Origin of the sequence: Clostridium coskatii (assembly GCF_001675205.1) — a bacterium.
Lineage (GTDB): Bacteria > Bacillota > Clostridia > Clostridiales > Clostridiaceae > Clostridium_B > Clostridium_B ljungdahlii.
The window spans coordinates 37,984-54,098 of sequence record NZ_LROR01000038.1; the positions used below are offsets into that span (position 1 = coordinate 37,984).

Annotated in this window: 17 protein-coding genes; 6 read left to right on the forward strand and 11 right to left on the reverse strand. The window is 29.5% G+C overall.

What is annotated here, in order from left to right:
- Nucleotides 1–212: 212 nt before the first annotated feature.
- The 6 genes from CLCOS_RS07520 to CLCOS_RS07545 all read right to left on the reverse strand — a co-directional run bounded on the left by CLCOS_RS07520 (nucleotide 213) and on the right by CLCOS_RS07545 (nucleotide 6,098).
- A complete protein-coding gene (locus tag CLCOS_RS07520; RefSeq protein WP_156496367.1) occupies nucleotides 213–449 on the reverse strand; it encodes a hypothetical protein in 237 nt (78 codons plus the stop codon).
- Between the two features lie 19 nt (nucleotides 450–468).
- Nucleotides 469–1,299 (reverse strand): carboxylating nicotinate-nucleotide diphosphorylase, encoded by an 831-nt coding sequence (gene nadC, locus CLCOS_RS07525; protein ID WP_013239089.1) that lies wholly within the window; start codon nucleotides 1,297–1,299, stop codon nucleotides 469–471.
- A gap of 6 nt (nucleotides 1,300–1,305) precedes the next feature.
- Complete coding sequence (locus CLCOS_RS07530) at nucleotides 1,306–2,871, reverse strand: L-aspartate oxidase (RefSeq protein WP_063600553.1); 1,566 nt, start codon at nucleotides 2,869–2,871, stop codon at nucleotides 1,306–1,308.
- 25 nt (nucleotides 2,872–2,896) lie between these two features.
- Nucleotides 2,897–3,811: a quinolinate synthase NadA gene (nadA, locus tag CLCOS_RS07535; protein ID WP_013239091.1), complete on the reverse strand. Its 915-nt coding sequence runs from the start codon at nucleotides 3,809–3,811 to the stop codon at nucleotides 2,897–2,899.
- Between the two features lie 214 nt (nucleotides 3,812–4,025).
- Nucleotides 4,026–5,180 carry a methyl-accepting chemotaxis protein gene (locus CLCOS_RS07540; protein ID WP_063600554.1) on the reverse strand — a complete coding sequence of 385 codons (1,155 nt, stop codon included), beginning with the start codon at nucleotides 5,178–5,180 and terminating at the stop codon, nucleotides 4,026–4,028.
- 141 nt (nucleotides 5,181–5,321) lie between these two features.
- Nucleotides 5,322–6,098, reverse strand: coding sequence for an N-formylglutamate amidohydrolase (locus CLCOS_RS07545; protein WP_063600555.1), 777 nt, complete (start codon nucleotides 6,096–6,098; stop codon nucleotides 5,322–5,324).
- A gap of 97 nt (nucleotides 6,099–6,195) precedes the next feature.
- On the opposite strand from CLCOS_RS07545, the gene CLCOS_RS07550 reads away from it, so the two are divergent.
- From CLCOS_RS07550 to CLCOS_RS07575, 6 genes are all read left to right on the forward strand, one after another.
- Nucleotides 6,196–7,788, forward strand: a complete 1,593-nt coding sequence (locus tag CLCOS_RS07550) for a serpin family protein (RefSeq protein WP_063600556.1) — start codon at nucleotides 6,196–6,198, stop codon at nucleotides 7,786–7,788.
- Between the two features lie 132 nt (nucleotides 7,789–7,920).
- Complete coding sequence (locus CLCOS_RS07555; protein ID WP_063600557.1) at nucleotides 7,921–8,466, forward strand: biotin transporter BioY; 546 nt, start codon at nucleotides 7,921–7,923, stop codon at nucleotides 8,464–8,466.
- Nucleotides 8,460–8,855: a DUF1284 domain-containing protein gene (locus CLCOS_RS07560; protein WP_013239096.1), complete on the forward strand. Its 396-nt coding sequence runs from the start codon at nucleotides 8,460–8,462 to the stop codon at nucleotides 8,853–8,855. Before CLCOS_RS07555 ends, CLCOS_RS07560 begins: the two co-directional genes overlap by 7 nt.
- A 273-nt stretch (nucleotides 8,856–9,128) precedes the next feature.
- On the forward strand, nucleotides 9,129–9,608 hold the full coding sequence (locus CLCOS_RS07565; protein WP_063600558.1) for a dihydrofolate reductase: 480 nt from the start codon (nucleotides 9,129–9,131) through the stop codon (nucleotides 9,606–9,608).
- 13 nt (nucleotides 9,609–9,621) lie between these two features.
- A complete protein-coding gene (locus CLCOS_RS07570; RefSeq protein WP_063600559.1) occupies nucleotides 9,622–11,427 on the forward strand; it encodes a DUF2207 domain-containing protein in 1,806 nt (601 codons plus the stop codon).
- A 113-nt stretch (nucleotides 11,428–11,540) separates the two neighbouring features.
- The gene (locus CLCOS_RS07575; protein ID WP_013239099.1) at nucleotides 11,541–12,770 is read left to right on the forward strand and encodes a 4Fe-4S binding protein; all 1,230 of its coding nucleotides are present in this window, start codon (nucleotides 11,541–11,543) and stop codon (nucleotides 12,768–12,770) included.
- A gap of 42 nt (nucleotides 12,771–12,812) precedes the next feature.
- On the opposite strand, the gene CLCOS_RS07580 is transcribed toward CLCOS_RS07575, so the two are convergent.
- The 5 genes from CLCOS_RS07580 to CLCOS_RS07595 form a co-directional block, all read right to left on the reverse strand.
- Nucleotides 12,813–13,769: an anti-sigma-I factor RsgI family protein gene (locus tag CLCOS_RS07580; protein ID WP_029169946.1), complete on the reverse strand. Its 957-nt coding sequence runs from the start codon at nucleotides 13,767–13,769 to the stop codon at nucleotides 12,813–12,815.
- Entirely contained in the window at nucleotides 13,759–14,445 is a 687-nt protein-coding gene (gene sigI, locus CLCOS_RS07585) for an RNA polymerase sigma-I factor (RefSeq protein WP_063600560.1), read from the reverse strand. Before sigI ends, CLCOS_RS07580 begins: the two co-directional genes overlap by 11 nt.
- A 149-nt stretch (nucleotides 14,446–14,594) precedes the next feature.
- Nucleotides 14,595–14,741 carry a hypothetical protein gene (locus CLCOS_RS21435; RefSeq protein ID WP_183128107.1) on the reverse strand — a complete coding sequence of 49 codons (147 nt, stop codon included), beginning with the start codon at nucleotides 14,739–14,741 and terminating at the stop codon, nucleotides 14,595–14,597.
- A gap of 297 nt (nucleotides 14,742–15,038) precedes the next feature.
- Nucleotides 15,039–15,779 (reverse strand): class I SAM-dependent methyltransferase, encoded by a 741-nt coding sequence (locus tag CLCOS_RS07590; RefSeq protein ID WP_013239102.1) that lies wholly within the window; start codon nucleotides 15,777–15,779, stop codon nucleotides 15,039–15,041.
- 153 nt (nucleotides 15,780–15,932) lie between these two features.
- Entirely contained in the window at nucleotides 15,933–16,112 is a 180-nt protein-coding gene (locus tag CLCOS_RS07595; RefSeq protein ID WP_144289729.1) for a hypothetical protein, read from the reverse strand.
- Nucleotides 16,113–16,115 lie beyond the last annotated feature (3 nt).

The window sequence follows — 16,115 nt, forward strand, 5'->3', positions numbered from 1 at the left end:
ATTTACTAAGATTTAATTTAAATATATAATACTACGTAATTTAAATATAATCAAGTATTATTTTTAATTTTTATTTCACTTTTTTACTTTATATCTATAAATTTTTATCATTATAGTATTTATGGGGTTGTTGCACTAAGTAATTTACATACAGTATGTTGGAACAACATACTGTAGTATTCCAGCTTAGTGTGACAGCCCCCACTTTAAATTTATTTTGCATCAATTTTTTTTAGCAGTTTCTCAATATACTCAAGTATAACCCTCTGTTTTATATCTTGAAACATTTCATCAGTATCCCATATTTTATCTTTAATACAAAGACTGTCTTTTATACATATACTTTCTCTTAATCTAGTTGCATCCAGTTCCAATTGACTTTTTAACTCTTTCAAGTTTTCTATAGCCAATGTCATCACCTCATTTGTTCCTCTTAATATACTATTCATGACTTTAAAATTAGGAACTTTATATAAACCTTAAACTTATATCCAGCGCTTTTACAGAATGTGTAAGAGAACCTATAGATATTATATCAACACCTGTAGAAGCAATATCCCCTATAGTATTTTCGGTGACATTTCCCGAAGCTTCTAAAATAAACTTTTTATTTACAAATTTCACAGCCTTTCTCATAGTATCTACATCCATATTATCCAACATAATTACATCAACTTCAGTATTAACTGCTTCTTTCAATTGATCCAGATTTTCTACTTCTACCTCTACTTTAGCTGTAAATGGAATTTTATTTTTTATTCTTTTAACAGCTTCCGTTATAGAACCTACTGCCCTTATGTGATTATCCTTAATCATTACAAAATCAGACAAGTTCAGCCTATGATTGTATCCTCCTCCTGCTGTAACAGAATACTTATCCAAAATTCTAAATCCAGGAAGAGTTTTTCTTGTATCTACTATTTTCACATCATAATCCTTTACTAAATCAACCATCCTATTAGTTTTAGTTGCAATTCCACACATTCTTTGAAGTATATTAAGGGCAACCCTTTCTCCCTTTAATATAGATTTAGAATTTCCTTCTAATTCTACAATAACATCGCCTTTCTCCACTTTGGAACTGTCTTTTATCTTGACGTTGAATATTATACTGCTGTCCACAATTTCAAATACTCTTTTAGCCACATCAATTCCAGCAATAACACCTGGCTCCTTTGCAATAAATCTTCCTTTTGAAACCTCACTTCCCAAAAGCAAATTATCTGTAGTAACATCACCATAATTTATATCTTCTATAAGAGCATTTTTTATTAATTTATCAACTATTAAGTAATTCAAATTCAATCACCTCAAAACTACGTTATCTTTAGAATAATCCTCAATATAATTACTTCCTATGGAAGTCTTACTTTCCAAAGTAGCCATAATTATACTTCTAGCAACTTCATACATATTATAAACTTCTACTTGCTCGATACTTTTAAAATTTATATATTGAAATTTAAACAGAACTTCATCTACAACCTCTAGTGCACTTTTAATGTTATCAATTCTTCTAACTATTCCCAAATTATTTTCCATTAATATCTTCAGATTCTGTTTAAGTTTTGAAAAGTCCATGTAACTCTCTTTACATTGAGGAATAAATACACTATCTTCAAAATTATCTTCATCTATAACTTTTATTTTATTTAAGATGTCCTCTGCAACCCTTTTTCCAAAAACCAGAGCTTCCATTAAAGAATTACTAGCAAGCCTATTTGCTCCATGAACCCCAGTGCAAGCACATTCTCCAACTGCATAAAGGTTTTCCATACTAGCTCTTCCAAACAGATCCACCTTAATACCACCCATAAAATAATGTTCAGCTGGAGTTACAGGTATGTAATCCTTATATATTTCTATACCATTTTCTTCGCATTCACTATAAATCTTATTGAATCTATTTTTTAAAAAATTTTTTTCGTACATAGTAGCATCCAAGTAAACATAATTAGAATCAGTTTTTTTCATTTGATCACTAATTGCCCTAGCTACAATATCCCTAGGAGCAAGTTCCATCCTTGAATCATACTCTTTCATAAACCTGCTCCCACATTTATTTTTAAGTACGGCACCTTCTCCCCTTACAGCTTCAGATATTAGAAACATCTTTTCCTCATTATTTTTAGAGTATAAAGCTGTAGGATGAAACTGAATGTATTCCATATCTTCTAAGGTTACCTTTGCCCTTATTGCCATGGCAATTCCATCTCCTGTAAGCACATCTACATTCGTAGTTTTAGAAAATAACTGTCCAATTCCACCAGAGGCTATTATACAACATTTTGACTTTAAATAAACAACTTTATTTTTGTAAAATGCCATTATACCACAGTATTTGTTTTTGTTATCAACAATATCCAAGGCGAAGATATTAGGTATTATTTCTATATTAGAAGCATTTTTAGCCTGGTTTACAAGAACCTCCATTATAGCTTTTCCTGTAGAATCTCCATTTACATGAAGTATCCTTGCAATGGAATGATTTCCCTCAAAAGACCTATAAAAATTACCTTGGGAGTTTTTATCAAATTTAACTCCAAGACGAACCAAATAATTTATAGCTTTCTCAGATTCATTTACAAGCACATTTACAGCTTCCAAATCATTAACATAGCATCCTGCATTTATAGTATCCTTTACATGAAGCTGTCTGTCATCGTTTTGTATACTTGCTGCAATTCCTCCTTGAGCCAGGTATGAATCACAATCATATACATCCTTTTTGCTTAAAACCGCTACTCTTAAATTTTTAGAAAGCATTAAAGCAGTATAGAGTCCTGCTATTCCTGCTCCAATTATAACTACATCAAAGCTCTTGCTTTCACAGGAATTCACGTTATAGTTTGCTAAATATCTTCTTTCCACTTTACATCACCAGCCTATATAGAATTTATTCAATACGTAACATTTTCTCAAGGGAACCCAATGCCTTTATTCTCATTGATTCAGGAATAAATATTTCATGTTCCATATTTAAAAGAGAATTGTGGACATCTTTTAGTGTAGTCATTTTCATATTTTGACATACAAGTCTTGGACTTAATAAATAGAAATTTTTTTCAGGATTATCATTTTTCATTTTATGAAGTACCCCTATTTCAGTACCTATAATGAATTCCCTATTTGGTGATTTCTTTGCATAGTCAATTATCTGTGACGTACTTCCAACAAATTCAGCATTATCCCTTATTTCTTTTGAAACTTCAGGATGCACTAACATTTCAGCTCCAGGATGCTCTCCTTTTATTTTTTTAACATCTTCTATAGTTATTCTGGCATGAGTTATGCAGTGACCACCTGACCAAGGTATGATTTTTTTACCTGTAACTTTTTCAGCTACATAACTGGCAAGATTTTCATCTGGTACAAATAATATTTCATCCTTATCCATACTTTCTATAACTTTAACTGCATTAGAAGAAGTACAACATATATCACTTATAGCCTTAACCTCAGTAGAAGAGTTTATATAACACACCACAGCTGCTTCTGGATGCTTTTCTTTTTCCTCCATAAGTTGTTCTTCATCTATACACTCTGCTAAAGGACATCCTGCATATTTTGAAGGAAGTAAAACTCTTTTATTTGGTGATAGTATTTTTGCACTTTCTGCCATAAATTTAACCCCACAAAATACTATAACTTCATTATCCATTTTAGCAGCAGCTCTACTTAGTGCAAAAGAATCCCCTACAATATCTGCTATATCTTGAACTTCTGGCAGCTGATAGTTATGCGCTAATATGCAAGCATTTTTTTCTTTTTTCAACCTATTTATTTCATTTATTAAAAATGTTTTGTCCATATTACACCTCTAAAATAATATTTTTGTTTGATAATATATTAATATTTTTATACCATACCAATATTTTTATACTACAATTTCATGTATATACACCAGTATATACTATTTTTTATATTTTAACAACATACAATAAAAGCATTACTAAATTCCACCTTTACAATTACATTAAAAAAAGTATGGATCATAATCCATACTTTTAGTAAATTATCATAATTTACAAACTATTTACAATTTGATTTAAATTTTCTGACATAGATGTGATTTCTTCTATACTAGCTGTGATTTCCTGTGTAGCCGCTGCCTGCTCTTGACTTGAAGTCAATGAATTCTGACTCATCTTGCTAGAAGATTCAACCTTTTCCCTAATATTATCTGTTAACTTTGCAATTTTAGGCACTGTACTTCTTGACTGTTCTGATAATTTTCTAATTTCTTGTGCAACTACCCCAAAACCCTTTCCAGCATCTCCTGCCCTAGCTGCTTCAATTGAGGCATTTAATCCAAGCATCTTAGTCTCATCTGAAATACCTTTTATTAAAGAAGATACTTCATTTATCTCTTCTGACAAAGATATTATTTGTTTTATTTCATTATCCAGATTTTGCTCGTTTGTATGTATTTCAGATGCTGAAGCAGCTAATTCCTCAATGGTAGAGGATACTCCTGTAATATTTTCCGTAAGATCATTAGACATATTTTTCAAATTCACTGTAGCTCCTCTAGGTATAATCATTCCAAAAGTACCCACAACATCACCTGTATCCTCATCACATAATGGATAAGTTGCCATCCTAACAGGTGTTCCTGAATTTCCTAAACTATCTACATTCTCTGATGCAAATTTTTTAGTTTGAATTGCCTTATGTACTACAGATGCAGGATTATCTACAAATGGGACTCCCGGCTTAATAGCAGGTATATCAAATTTTTCAGATCGCTGTATATCAACTATTTTTTCTAAGTCAGATAAAATGAAAAAAGCTCCTTCTGGAAACATTTCAACTAATATTGGTGCAAAATCTTTAAACGCCTTTGTTACAGGGTGTATCTTTGGAAACAGGGAACAAAACATCCCAACAATTTGTCCATTTTCATCTTTTATAAGTTCCTCAAATATTTTAAATCTTCCGTATCTAGGATCTGAAACATTCTTTATAACATCTTTTTTTTCTTGAAATGCTTCTAATGATATGTTCTGTTTACTTACATCAAATCCAATATCCATCACTTTAATATCAAATGCCTTAGATGCTTTTCTCCAAACAATTCTATTTTTTTCAATAATAGCATATAATACTCCTCCTGATATCATATCTGCCTGGGATTCACACATACGTTTTACACAATCTAATTCATTTATAGAAATCATAAAAATCTACTCTCCTTACATTATCTTTAAAAATTATATTAACCGTTATTTTTATTATAGTTAACCGGTAGAACTTAATCAATAAATTCGCTATATTTATTCCCTCGTTTTCCTACTTTTTACTAAACTTATACATAATACTTAATTTTGTAACTTATTTCTTATACAACATAAGACATTATATAGACGTCTTTTAGCGCTATAGAATAAGTTGCTATTTACATTTTTAACTTCTTCTTCAGCAAAATATCTATTTTCTATATAGGCTGTATATCTTATTTCAATTTGTATAGCTTCTACATTTTTCGTAGAACTATAATGAGATACGATGTATCCTCCTCTAAGTCCCTTTTCATCAACTTTTACATTAAACCCCTGAGAAGTAAATGCATCATACACCAGTTCTAAAAATTCTTTGGAACAAGTTTTTCCTTCACGGGTTCCAAGTATTATATCTGCTTTTGACTGTTCAAAGAAACTATGTAAATCTAACAAGTAGACTTTATTCTTTAGTTTCAAAACTTTTTCTAGTTCTCTTTTCAAAGAAGAGTGATAGGGATTATAGATATTCTTTATTCGCTCCTCTATTATCTCCATTTCCAATGGCTTGTCATAAATTTTTCTGTCAAAGGTAGTGTTATAATATACTAAGGACTTTGTATATTTCCCCTGTATAAATTTATTTTCAATATTTCTATTTACATCTATAACATATCTGCTGTAATTAGCCGACACTACAGTTATATTTAACTCTTGTAAAAAATCATAAAGGTCATTTAAAAACCAGTCATTGTTTGGAAGTAGCACTCCTTTTTTCATGCTTTGTTTCATTTCCAAAGTTATTTTACTAGATCCATGTGGAATGCTTGTAACTATATTACACGGACTTTTACTATTTATTACATTAACCGGATTCATCAACATCCCTCCAAATTATAATAAGATGATAAATTTGTATCATAATACAATACATGTTACTATTGTAATATAAATGATATTATATATGGAAGGTGATATGTTGATTATTAAAAAAATAATTTCATTGTCCCTCGTGGCATCATCTATAATGGTATTTTCTACTTTCACATCAACTGCAGCAGCTGATTCCTCCTATTCCCCTAAAAAATCACAGGTAATTCAATGGGAAAAGCATACAGATATAAGTACGCTTAAATGCTGGACTATAAAATTTAAATCACCAGTAGATGAAAATTCTCTCCTGCTCCCGGGAATAATTACTGTAACAGACTCAAAGGGCTGCTTAATTCCAACAAACCTTTTTTTAGACAATAAAAACAGCTATGTATATGTACAAGCACCCGAAGGTGGATATACTAAAGGACAAACTTATTATTTAAACATTTCCAAAGATTTAAAATTTCAAGATAAAAGTAAATATCTTAAAAATCCAGTACAAATGGAATTTTCAACTGACAATATAGGTACTGTATCCATAGATGAAAATAGTCCTATAATTGGAACAAATAATTCTTTTGGATTCAACCTAGCAAAAAATTTACTATCTGAAGATACAGATAAAAGTCAAAATATGATTATTTCTCCTTTGAGCATATCCAACATATTAGCTATGACTCAAAATGGTGCTGAAAATAAAACAAAACAGGAAATATTGAATTGTTTAGGGCTTGCATCTATAGATGATAACACTATAAATGAAGAATATTATAGTTTGTCACAATACTATAACAATTTAACATCAACAGACTTAAAAGTTGCAAATTCAATATGGACAAATAATGATATAAACTTAAATAGTACTTTTAAAAATACTGCCCAAAAATATTATAATTCAGAAATACATTCAGAAGATTTTAGTGATCCTAACACCTTGAAAAAGATAAATGAATGGGTAAAGAAGTCCACCAAGGAACAAATTAAGCAGATTATAGACGATATAAGTGAAAAAGACCAAGCCATTTTAATAAATTCCACATACTTTAAAGGAAAATGGAAAAATGGATTTTCACCAGACAAAACTAAAAAGGAAAATTTCACTCTATCCAGTGGGAAAGTGATAAGTACAGACACTATGGAAGATACCTCCCAAATAAATTATCTGAAAGGAACTAATTTTCAAGCAATTTCTCTGCCCTACTATGATGGAATGGAAATGGACATATTTTTGCCTAACAAAGGTACAGATATAAATGATTTTACAAAAAATATTACTGAAGAAAAATTTGACAAATGGATAAACAGCTTTAATGATACAAATGTTCTACAGCAAATTCCTAAGTTCAAAATCAATTATGGTGTGACTTTAAACAATACACTAAAAAATTTAGGAATGGACCAAGCATTTGATAGCAGTAAAGCAGATTTTACAAAACTTATAAGTGAAACATCAAAAAATCCTTTCTATATTAATACAATAAAACATAAGGCTGCAATCAATGTAGATGAACAGGGCTCTGAAGCTTCTGCAGTTACCTCGATATTCGTAGCAGGTTCTCCTGCACCTTCTTCTAATGAGCCAATTTCTTTTAAAGTAGATAGGCCCTTTTTCTTTGTCATACGAGACAATAACTATAATCTTATATTATTTATGGGCAAAGTAGAAAACCCAAGTACAAATACTGAAAATTAAATATAAAATATCCTTTTTGAGCAATTGTTAACATCAATATACATTTCATGTTGACAATTCCTTAAATAATTATTATAATTTTATTGTCAACGTAAATATTATATAGGTTAACAATTGTTGAGGAGGAAAAATATGAACTTAAAACTTAGAGAAATAACTACAACAGCTATATTTACAGCTTTAACAGCTATTTTAGCTCAAATTTCTATACCGCTCCCTTTTAGTCCTGTACCTATAACCTTTCAAATATTAGCAGTTTACATATCTGCAGTAATCTTAGGAAGTAAACTTGGTGCATTATCTCAATTGGTATATGTACTTTTAGGAACAGTTGGTGTACCTGTATTTGCAAACTTCCATGGTGGTTTAAGTGTAGTATTAGGACCAACAGGAGGATATCTCATAGCTTACCCTATTATAGCTTACATCATAGGGAAAATTTCAGAAAAAGAACTGTCTTTTGTTAAATCAATTGTGGGTTTAATTCTTTCATTAATATTTTGTTATGCACTTGGAGTACTTCAGCTTTCATTTATAACAAAAATTACAATAGAAAAGTCCATATTAGTAGGTGCTCTTCCATTTATCCCTTTAGATACCATAAAAGTTATAATTGCTTATATATTAGGTAGTAGAGTTCGAGACGCTCTCATAAAAACAAATCTTATAAAATGTTAACATTAAGAGCTCATCATCTATTGTGTATCCAGGGATATAGGGGCTACGGTTATAGCAAAGATTTCACTAAAAATATGGGTAAGATTGTTTATACTTTAAAAAAGGATCCTTCCACACAGGTGAAGATTATAGCCAAAACAGACATCCTTTGTTCTTGCTGTCCACATAATATAGACGACAAATCCTGTGAACATCAATATAAAGTGGACCACTTAGACAAAAAAGTATTAGATCTATTTCAAATAGAGAAAAATAAAGTATACTACTATAGAGATCTTTTAGATATTATACGCAAAAAAATAACTTATGAAAGTTTCAAAAATATATGCAGTATATGTCAATGGTTTAATTATGGATATTGTAAGGAAGGACTAATAGCCATCAGGTAATTCATCTAAACTTAGTGGAAGAAACAAAACTCTAAAGAGAAAGCGACTATCACCAAATGAAAGATTTGGTGATAGTCGCTTTTTCCACTAAGCAAGATTCATTGATAAGTCAGAAAATCTGTAGAATTTCTAATTGAAATTTAAACTTATATAATATCGTATAAGCTAACTATTAATTAGGAACTCTATAATATTTTTGTAAAAATTTATAAGAAATTATGGTATACTATTTACATATACTTTAGTGTTAAATAAGCAGGAGGTAATCGTATAATGTTACATATAATTGCAGCTTTAAATGAATATTATGCACTTGGCAGGGACAATAAACTACTCTGGCATATACCAGAGGATTTAAAAAGATTTAAAGACATCACCTACGGTAAATCCATTATAATGGGAAGAAAAACTTTCGAATCCCTCCCATGTATACTTCCTAAAAGAAAACATATTGTCATTACAAGAGATAAAAGCTATAACATTTTAGATGAAAGAGTAGAAATAGTCCACCATGTTGAAGACGTTTTAAAATACAAAGATTCTCCTATAGAAAGCTTTGTTTCAGGTGGAGGAGAAATTTATAAGCAATTACTCCCCTACTGTAATAAATTATACCTTACAAAAATTCACTCTCATGAAAAAGGCGATACCTATTTTCCTAAATTTGACAAAAGCAATTACCATGTAATCGAATTCAAAGAGCACTGTTATGGCAATATAAAATATAGTTTTATAACTTATGAAAAAAATTAATAGGAGAATAATAATGACTTTTTTTAAAAAATTTTTAATAAGTACCTTTATATTACTTTTTGCAATTTCCATTCACTCTTTTAAAGCCTACGCTTCAAGTGGAGTGGACTTATCCATGTTCAATGTAAATACCTCTATAAAAGAAGATGGTTCTATAGATGTAGAAGAAATTATAACTTACAATTTTAAAGATAACTATAATGGAGCCTATCGGGATATATCTACTATAAGAACCAAAGGTATAAAAAACCTTAAAGTATCACTTATATCACATGATGGCAGTGAAGTTCCATTTAAAGAAAGTTCTAAGGTTAAAAACGGAGATAATGGTGTATTTGAAATATTGTCAAAAGGTACAAATTTATATGGAATTAAAATTTACTGTCCTTCAAAAAATGAAAAGAGAACTTTTAAAATAACCTATACTATAAAAAATGTATCAGTAAAATATAATGATACTGGTGAATTTTACTACACGTACCTGTCAAACTATAATGAAACTAAAGTAGACAATTTAAAGATACATATTAATCTTCCAGAAAATATTGACAAGCAATATATAAAAGCTTATTACCATGGTATTGCAAATGGAGAATGCATTATAAGAAATGGAAATGTAGATTACTTCTTTCATCATGTAAAATCAAAGGAGCTCGTTCAGGTAAGGTTGCTTTTTCCAAGCAAGTTAATACCTTTATGTAAAAATGTAAATAATAAAAATTTGCTAAATACAATTTTAAGTCAAGAAGCAAATTATGAAAAACAAAAGCAACAAAAAATAGCTCATGCTATATTTGTAAGAAATATATTAAACATTATAAGTGTAGTATTATGTCTTCTTTCCCTTTTCTTGATATTTAAAACATCAAAAAAACTTAACAAAATTACAGATACATCTTATAGTGCATACTCCCCTGTTGAAATTCCTGAGGATTGTACACCTGCAGTTGCAGCTTATTTAGTTGCCAGAACTATAAACGGAAGAACTATCTACGCTACAATACTTGACTTATGGAGAAAAGGTTACTTAACTATTGAGAAAAACATATTGGATGCTGCTAAGAAAAAACTAAACTTCTTAATTATAAAAAATAAAGAACCCGATTGGCTACTACTAAAACACGAAAAATACTTTATGCATTGGATATTTGACATAATGGGCAGTGGCCAAAATGTAAGTACCCTGGAAATTAAAAAGCATTGTAAAATATCCTCATCTCATAGTAATTTTGCAAACTGGCTAAACCTTATAAAAGAAGAAGCCAAATCACGAAATTATTATGATGTTGAAGCTTCCAAAGCAGGAATATTTATAATTATTCTTGCTGTAGTTGAATTGATCTTTTCAACTATTTCACTTATGACTGAAGCTCATGCAGGTATCTTCAGCTTAATTATATCAATTTTTATGATTGTCTATGGATCAATGTGCTGCTGTAAAAAAAGTGCTTATGGACAATCTCAATATAAAAAATGGATGAAATTTAAATCTCATGTGCAAAATATGGACTTAGAATATAATATAGGAAATGCCACCATTGAAACCTATATTCCCTATGCAGAAGCCTTAAATATAAAACAAAATAGTATGTCTAAGCTTAGAAATTCTTTTAAAACTCCTTCAGATGATGATATGGGATGGCTATACTACTATTTAATTTTTGACAGTTCTACCTTTGACAAAGACGACACCTTTAGCAATAATATATACAATTCTTTTAATACAGGATCTTCAGGTAATTCAATTGTTTCATCAGATAATTCCTCTGGAAGCAGCAGTGATGGTGCGGCTGGAGGCGGTGGAGCTGGAGGATTTTAAGCAAAATTATTTAATTTTAATCTATTTTTAAGATTATCCTTTTATAATAGCTCTATAATAATTTAATTTTATAGTGAAACACCAAAACTATAAATTGAAAAGGAGCTATAAAGATGGCAAAAAAAATAAGGAAAATACAAATTACAAGACACATTGTACAATTAATTTTATTTTTTTTACTACCCGGCCTTTACATAATGGCCTTTAGTGAATTAAAAAATATTTTTCAGATGATTGTTAAAGGAAACTTTAATTTCATTCAAGCATTCCCACAGTTACTGGAATTTTCAATATGTATACTATTTACTATTTTTGCAGGCAGGTTTTTCTGTGGATGGTTTTGTGCCTTCGGTACTTTTAATGATTGGGTTCATATTATATCGAAAAGAATATTTAAAATTAATTTTAAAATAAGTGAAAAACTAGACTCTAAACTCAAATATGTAAAATACGTAGTGCTGTTATTACTTCTAATTGCTGGATACAATAGTGGAAGTAATTTTTTACAAGGTACAAGTCCCTGGGATGCATTTGCTCAAATAACTGATTTTTCTAAAGTTATATCAACTTTAACTATAGGCTTTGTACTTTTAGTTCTAATAACTTTAGGCGATATTTTTATTGAAAGATTTTTTTGCAGATATTTGTGTCCTTTAGGTGCTGTATTCTCCCTGTTCTCTAAAATAAGTATATTCAAAATCAAAAAACCTAATGATAAATGTGGTAAATGCAGGGTATGTACAAATAATTGTTCTATGGGATTAAAACTTTATAGTACAAATAGCGTACATGGTGGAGAATGTATAAATTGCTTAAAATGCATAGAGGAATGTCCTAGGAAAAATACTAGTGTAAGCATAATTGGAGAAAATGTAGATTCAAAACTTGCATGTTCAATTGCTTTAACTCTATTTATTGGAACTTACGGTCTTATAAACCTGGGAAATACTATGTTAAGCAGGCAAAACGCCTCTTCCATAAATAATGTAGCTACTACTCAAACTATGGTCCAGGAAAGTGCTTCCAACGAGAATACAAGTACATCTTCTTCCAATACAGTACAAGGTAAATATAAAGACGGAACTTATACTGGAACTGGAACTGGCTTTAGAGGAGGTACAACAAAAGTATCTGTTACTATAAAAAATGGTAAAATTACTGATACTCAAACAGTATCTACAGAAGATACACCTAGGTTTTATCAAAATGTAGAAAGTACATTGCCTAGTGAAATAATTTCAACACAATCAACTTCTGTTGATGCAGTGTCTGGAGCTACCTATAGCAGCAAAGGGTTCACAGATGCAGTACAAAATGCACTAAACCAAGCTGTAAAAAAATAAAGAGTAAGACCTGTAAGATTATTTTCCACAGGTCTTGCTCTTTTATTTTTTCTTATTTCCATTAGAATTCTGCTGGTGGGAATTATCTTTATTGGAGCTATCATTTTGCTTGCTACTCACATTTTCCTCAGTTTTTTTATTTGAATTTTGACTTTCTTTAACTTTACTGCTATCTGAGTCTTGTAGCTGTTTTGCATTAGATCCACTCTTGTCTTTTTCTTTATATGAGCTAGAATTACTTTCACTTGAAGAATTGCCTACACTTGATGACTTACTTTCATTCTTAAATTTATTTTCACTACTGGTGCTATTATTTAATGTTTTATCCTCTTTTTTATCACTTAAATGTTTTTGACTGCTTGGAGTATTTTCTTTAGCAGCAGCTTTATCACTGCTATTTAAGTTCTTGTTAGTAGAATTATCCTTTGGTTTATTATTTAAAATAATATTACCATTAGTTTCAATTTTTACACTTAAATTAGAAGATGCCATATTTGATTTGAAATCAGAAACATCTATGTTTTTACCACTAATGTCAATTGATATAGTTTTCGCATAATTCTTATCAATAAATTTATCCTTTTTAGCTTGATCAATTATTACTTTTAAAGCATCGTTTATATTGTCATTATTTATTTTCACTTCACTCAATATTTTATTTCCATCACCATTTAACCCTTTAAAAGAAATGATTTTATTTAAAAAATTCACCTTTAGCTCAATGCTAGGATTTATATTTACTAAAACAGTAGCTGCAGGAGTATAGTAGGCTTTTACACCACCACCTATTAATAATACAAACATTATACAAGCTGCTGCTATTATCTTTCTTGTATTAAAAAAACTTAATCTGTGAAGAACTTCATCTCCCTCAAATTTTTCGCCAACATGAAGCCTTTTTCCACTGGATTTTACTTTTATAAATTCACCATAAGGAGTAAGTAAATTAGCATATTTTCCTTCTACACTTACTACTATGCCTTCCTTTTTACCCATCATTCTCACCCACTTTTACATTTAAATAGGACCTTATATACATAAAATTTTCGCTGCTAAATAATATAAATAGAGCAATAATATACTTTCTCCACTTGTCAATAAATTTTTTGTTACATCCAGTATATATACAAATTTGCTTAATGGGCAGCTGCTTTTTATTCAATACAAAATTACTAATTTCACTATTGCTGCATATCTTTAACACAAGTTTTAAAATACTGTCTCTTGTATCCTTATGCTTTGGACTATTATTTACAAGACTGCTAAAATCGATTTTATATTCCATAAGTTTTTTATTTAATTCAATAATTTCATCTGCTCTATTTTTATTTTCCAATTCCAATTGAAAACTTGTTATGGAATTGGCATTATTTAATTTTTCCATACTGCAGTCACTATCGTCAAAAGTAAGTAAAGGTGAATTTTTATTTTTTCTAAAATAATCAATTAATGCATTCCTAATTATAATTTTTGCATATGCATAAAAATTTCCCTTTGTTTCTGTATAATTATCACAAGCTTTGTTAAATGCAATCAAAGCAATGCTCAGTTCATCATCATTTTCCCATTGAAGATATCTTTTTGAAATAGTATAAGTACATTTATATATAAAATTTTTATTTTCACTAATAAATTCATCTCTGTTTTCATGGAGTAAATGAGCAATATCTGCCATTACATCACCTCATCTATAAAATTATACGAACAAAATAAAAATTTTAAGGGTGTCCCCCTAAATTATATTTAATCATCGTATATTCCACTGAATAGTTAAACGGGATTGATGTAAAAGTACAAGTAGATTTATGGCATTTCAGGATATATCTACTTTAAACAGTGCATATATTCTCTTGCTCTATCTCCTTTTACTAAAAAGGGCTGTCCTTTAGAACAAAATACCGAAGTAGATGTATATTCAATATCTGCATTTTTATCATAGCCCATTTTTTCAATGACTTCTTCTTCATACATATAATAACCTATTTTTTTGTAGAAAATTAAATTAACGTAGTAAACTCAATGGTTTGTTACATTCTTACTAGTGTAGAAAATTACTGCTTTACTTTTATCGTAATAACATTTTTTATAATATAATAAGCTTGCTTAATTAAAAGAAAAAATAACATTATAAAGTTGACTCATTGCTCATTTCAAAAAATAAACCATATCATGGATATAAGTTTCATGATGTAGTTTATTCTTATTTTATTGATAATTGTTGAACATAACAAGAATATTGTGAATTAACTTAACTTTGCAAATAAGAAATTATTTTTCTAATTCTATAAACAAATACATCGGTATTTTCTTCAACCAAGCGACTCTCGATGACATTTGAGCCTGTTCTTGTGTTGGTATTGGTTCGTTCATATCAGTCAACTTAAAACCATTTTTGACAAACGCTTTTATATAATCTGACAAAGTCCTATGTCTATATAAAATTGGAGCATTCATTCCTTTGATTTCTCCAACCCATTCTTTTGGATTATGATAATCAGAAACAAGTACCTCTATATTTTCATTATTTAACATCCATTTAGTTTCTTTGCCCTTGAAGCATGGATGCAATATAGAAATGAATACCTTTCCATTTTGCTTTAAAACACGATGAATTTCCTTTAAAGTACCATCCAAATCTTCAACATCCATTAACATCATCGAGCAAAGCACTATATCGTAATAATTGTCGTCAATTACATTTAGTGTATTTGAATTAAGAACACAATGCTCAATCCTTAAACCTTCTTCTTTTGCTTTATTTTTTGCGTACTCAATAAAAACTTCTGAACAGTCAGCAGCCGTAACGATTGCTCCCTTATGTGATAATGCTCTCGAATAACCACCCTCACCACATCCTAAATCAAGAATATATTTACCTTTGATATCTCCAAGTTTTTCTAATGTGTATGGCATTATGTAATATATTCTAAAATCATTTGTTTGGGCTTTTTCAATCCATTCGTCTATATTCACCTGATTCCAACATTTGGTTGAACTATCTTTTATCATTTTCTTATTCCTCCGCAAACTACTATTTATAAAATATTAATTAAATAACCTCTATGTAGCAATTATTTACGATTGTGCTTTAATTGATATAAAAAGTGTTTTAGTAAATCATTTGACTTTTATAATTAAATTCTTAAAAATAAAGAATCCAAATTAATTCTCTCTCATTTTACATACACCATCTAGTTTTCTCATACTTTTGTTTAATCTAAATAAGCAACATCCTACAAAGCTGATGAGGCCAACACATACATATAGTAAAGCAATACCACTTCCATTACTATTACCAACTAATTTTGCTAATAATGCTGGAATCAAATCGAATTTTTTCATATA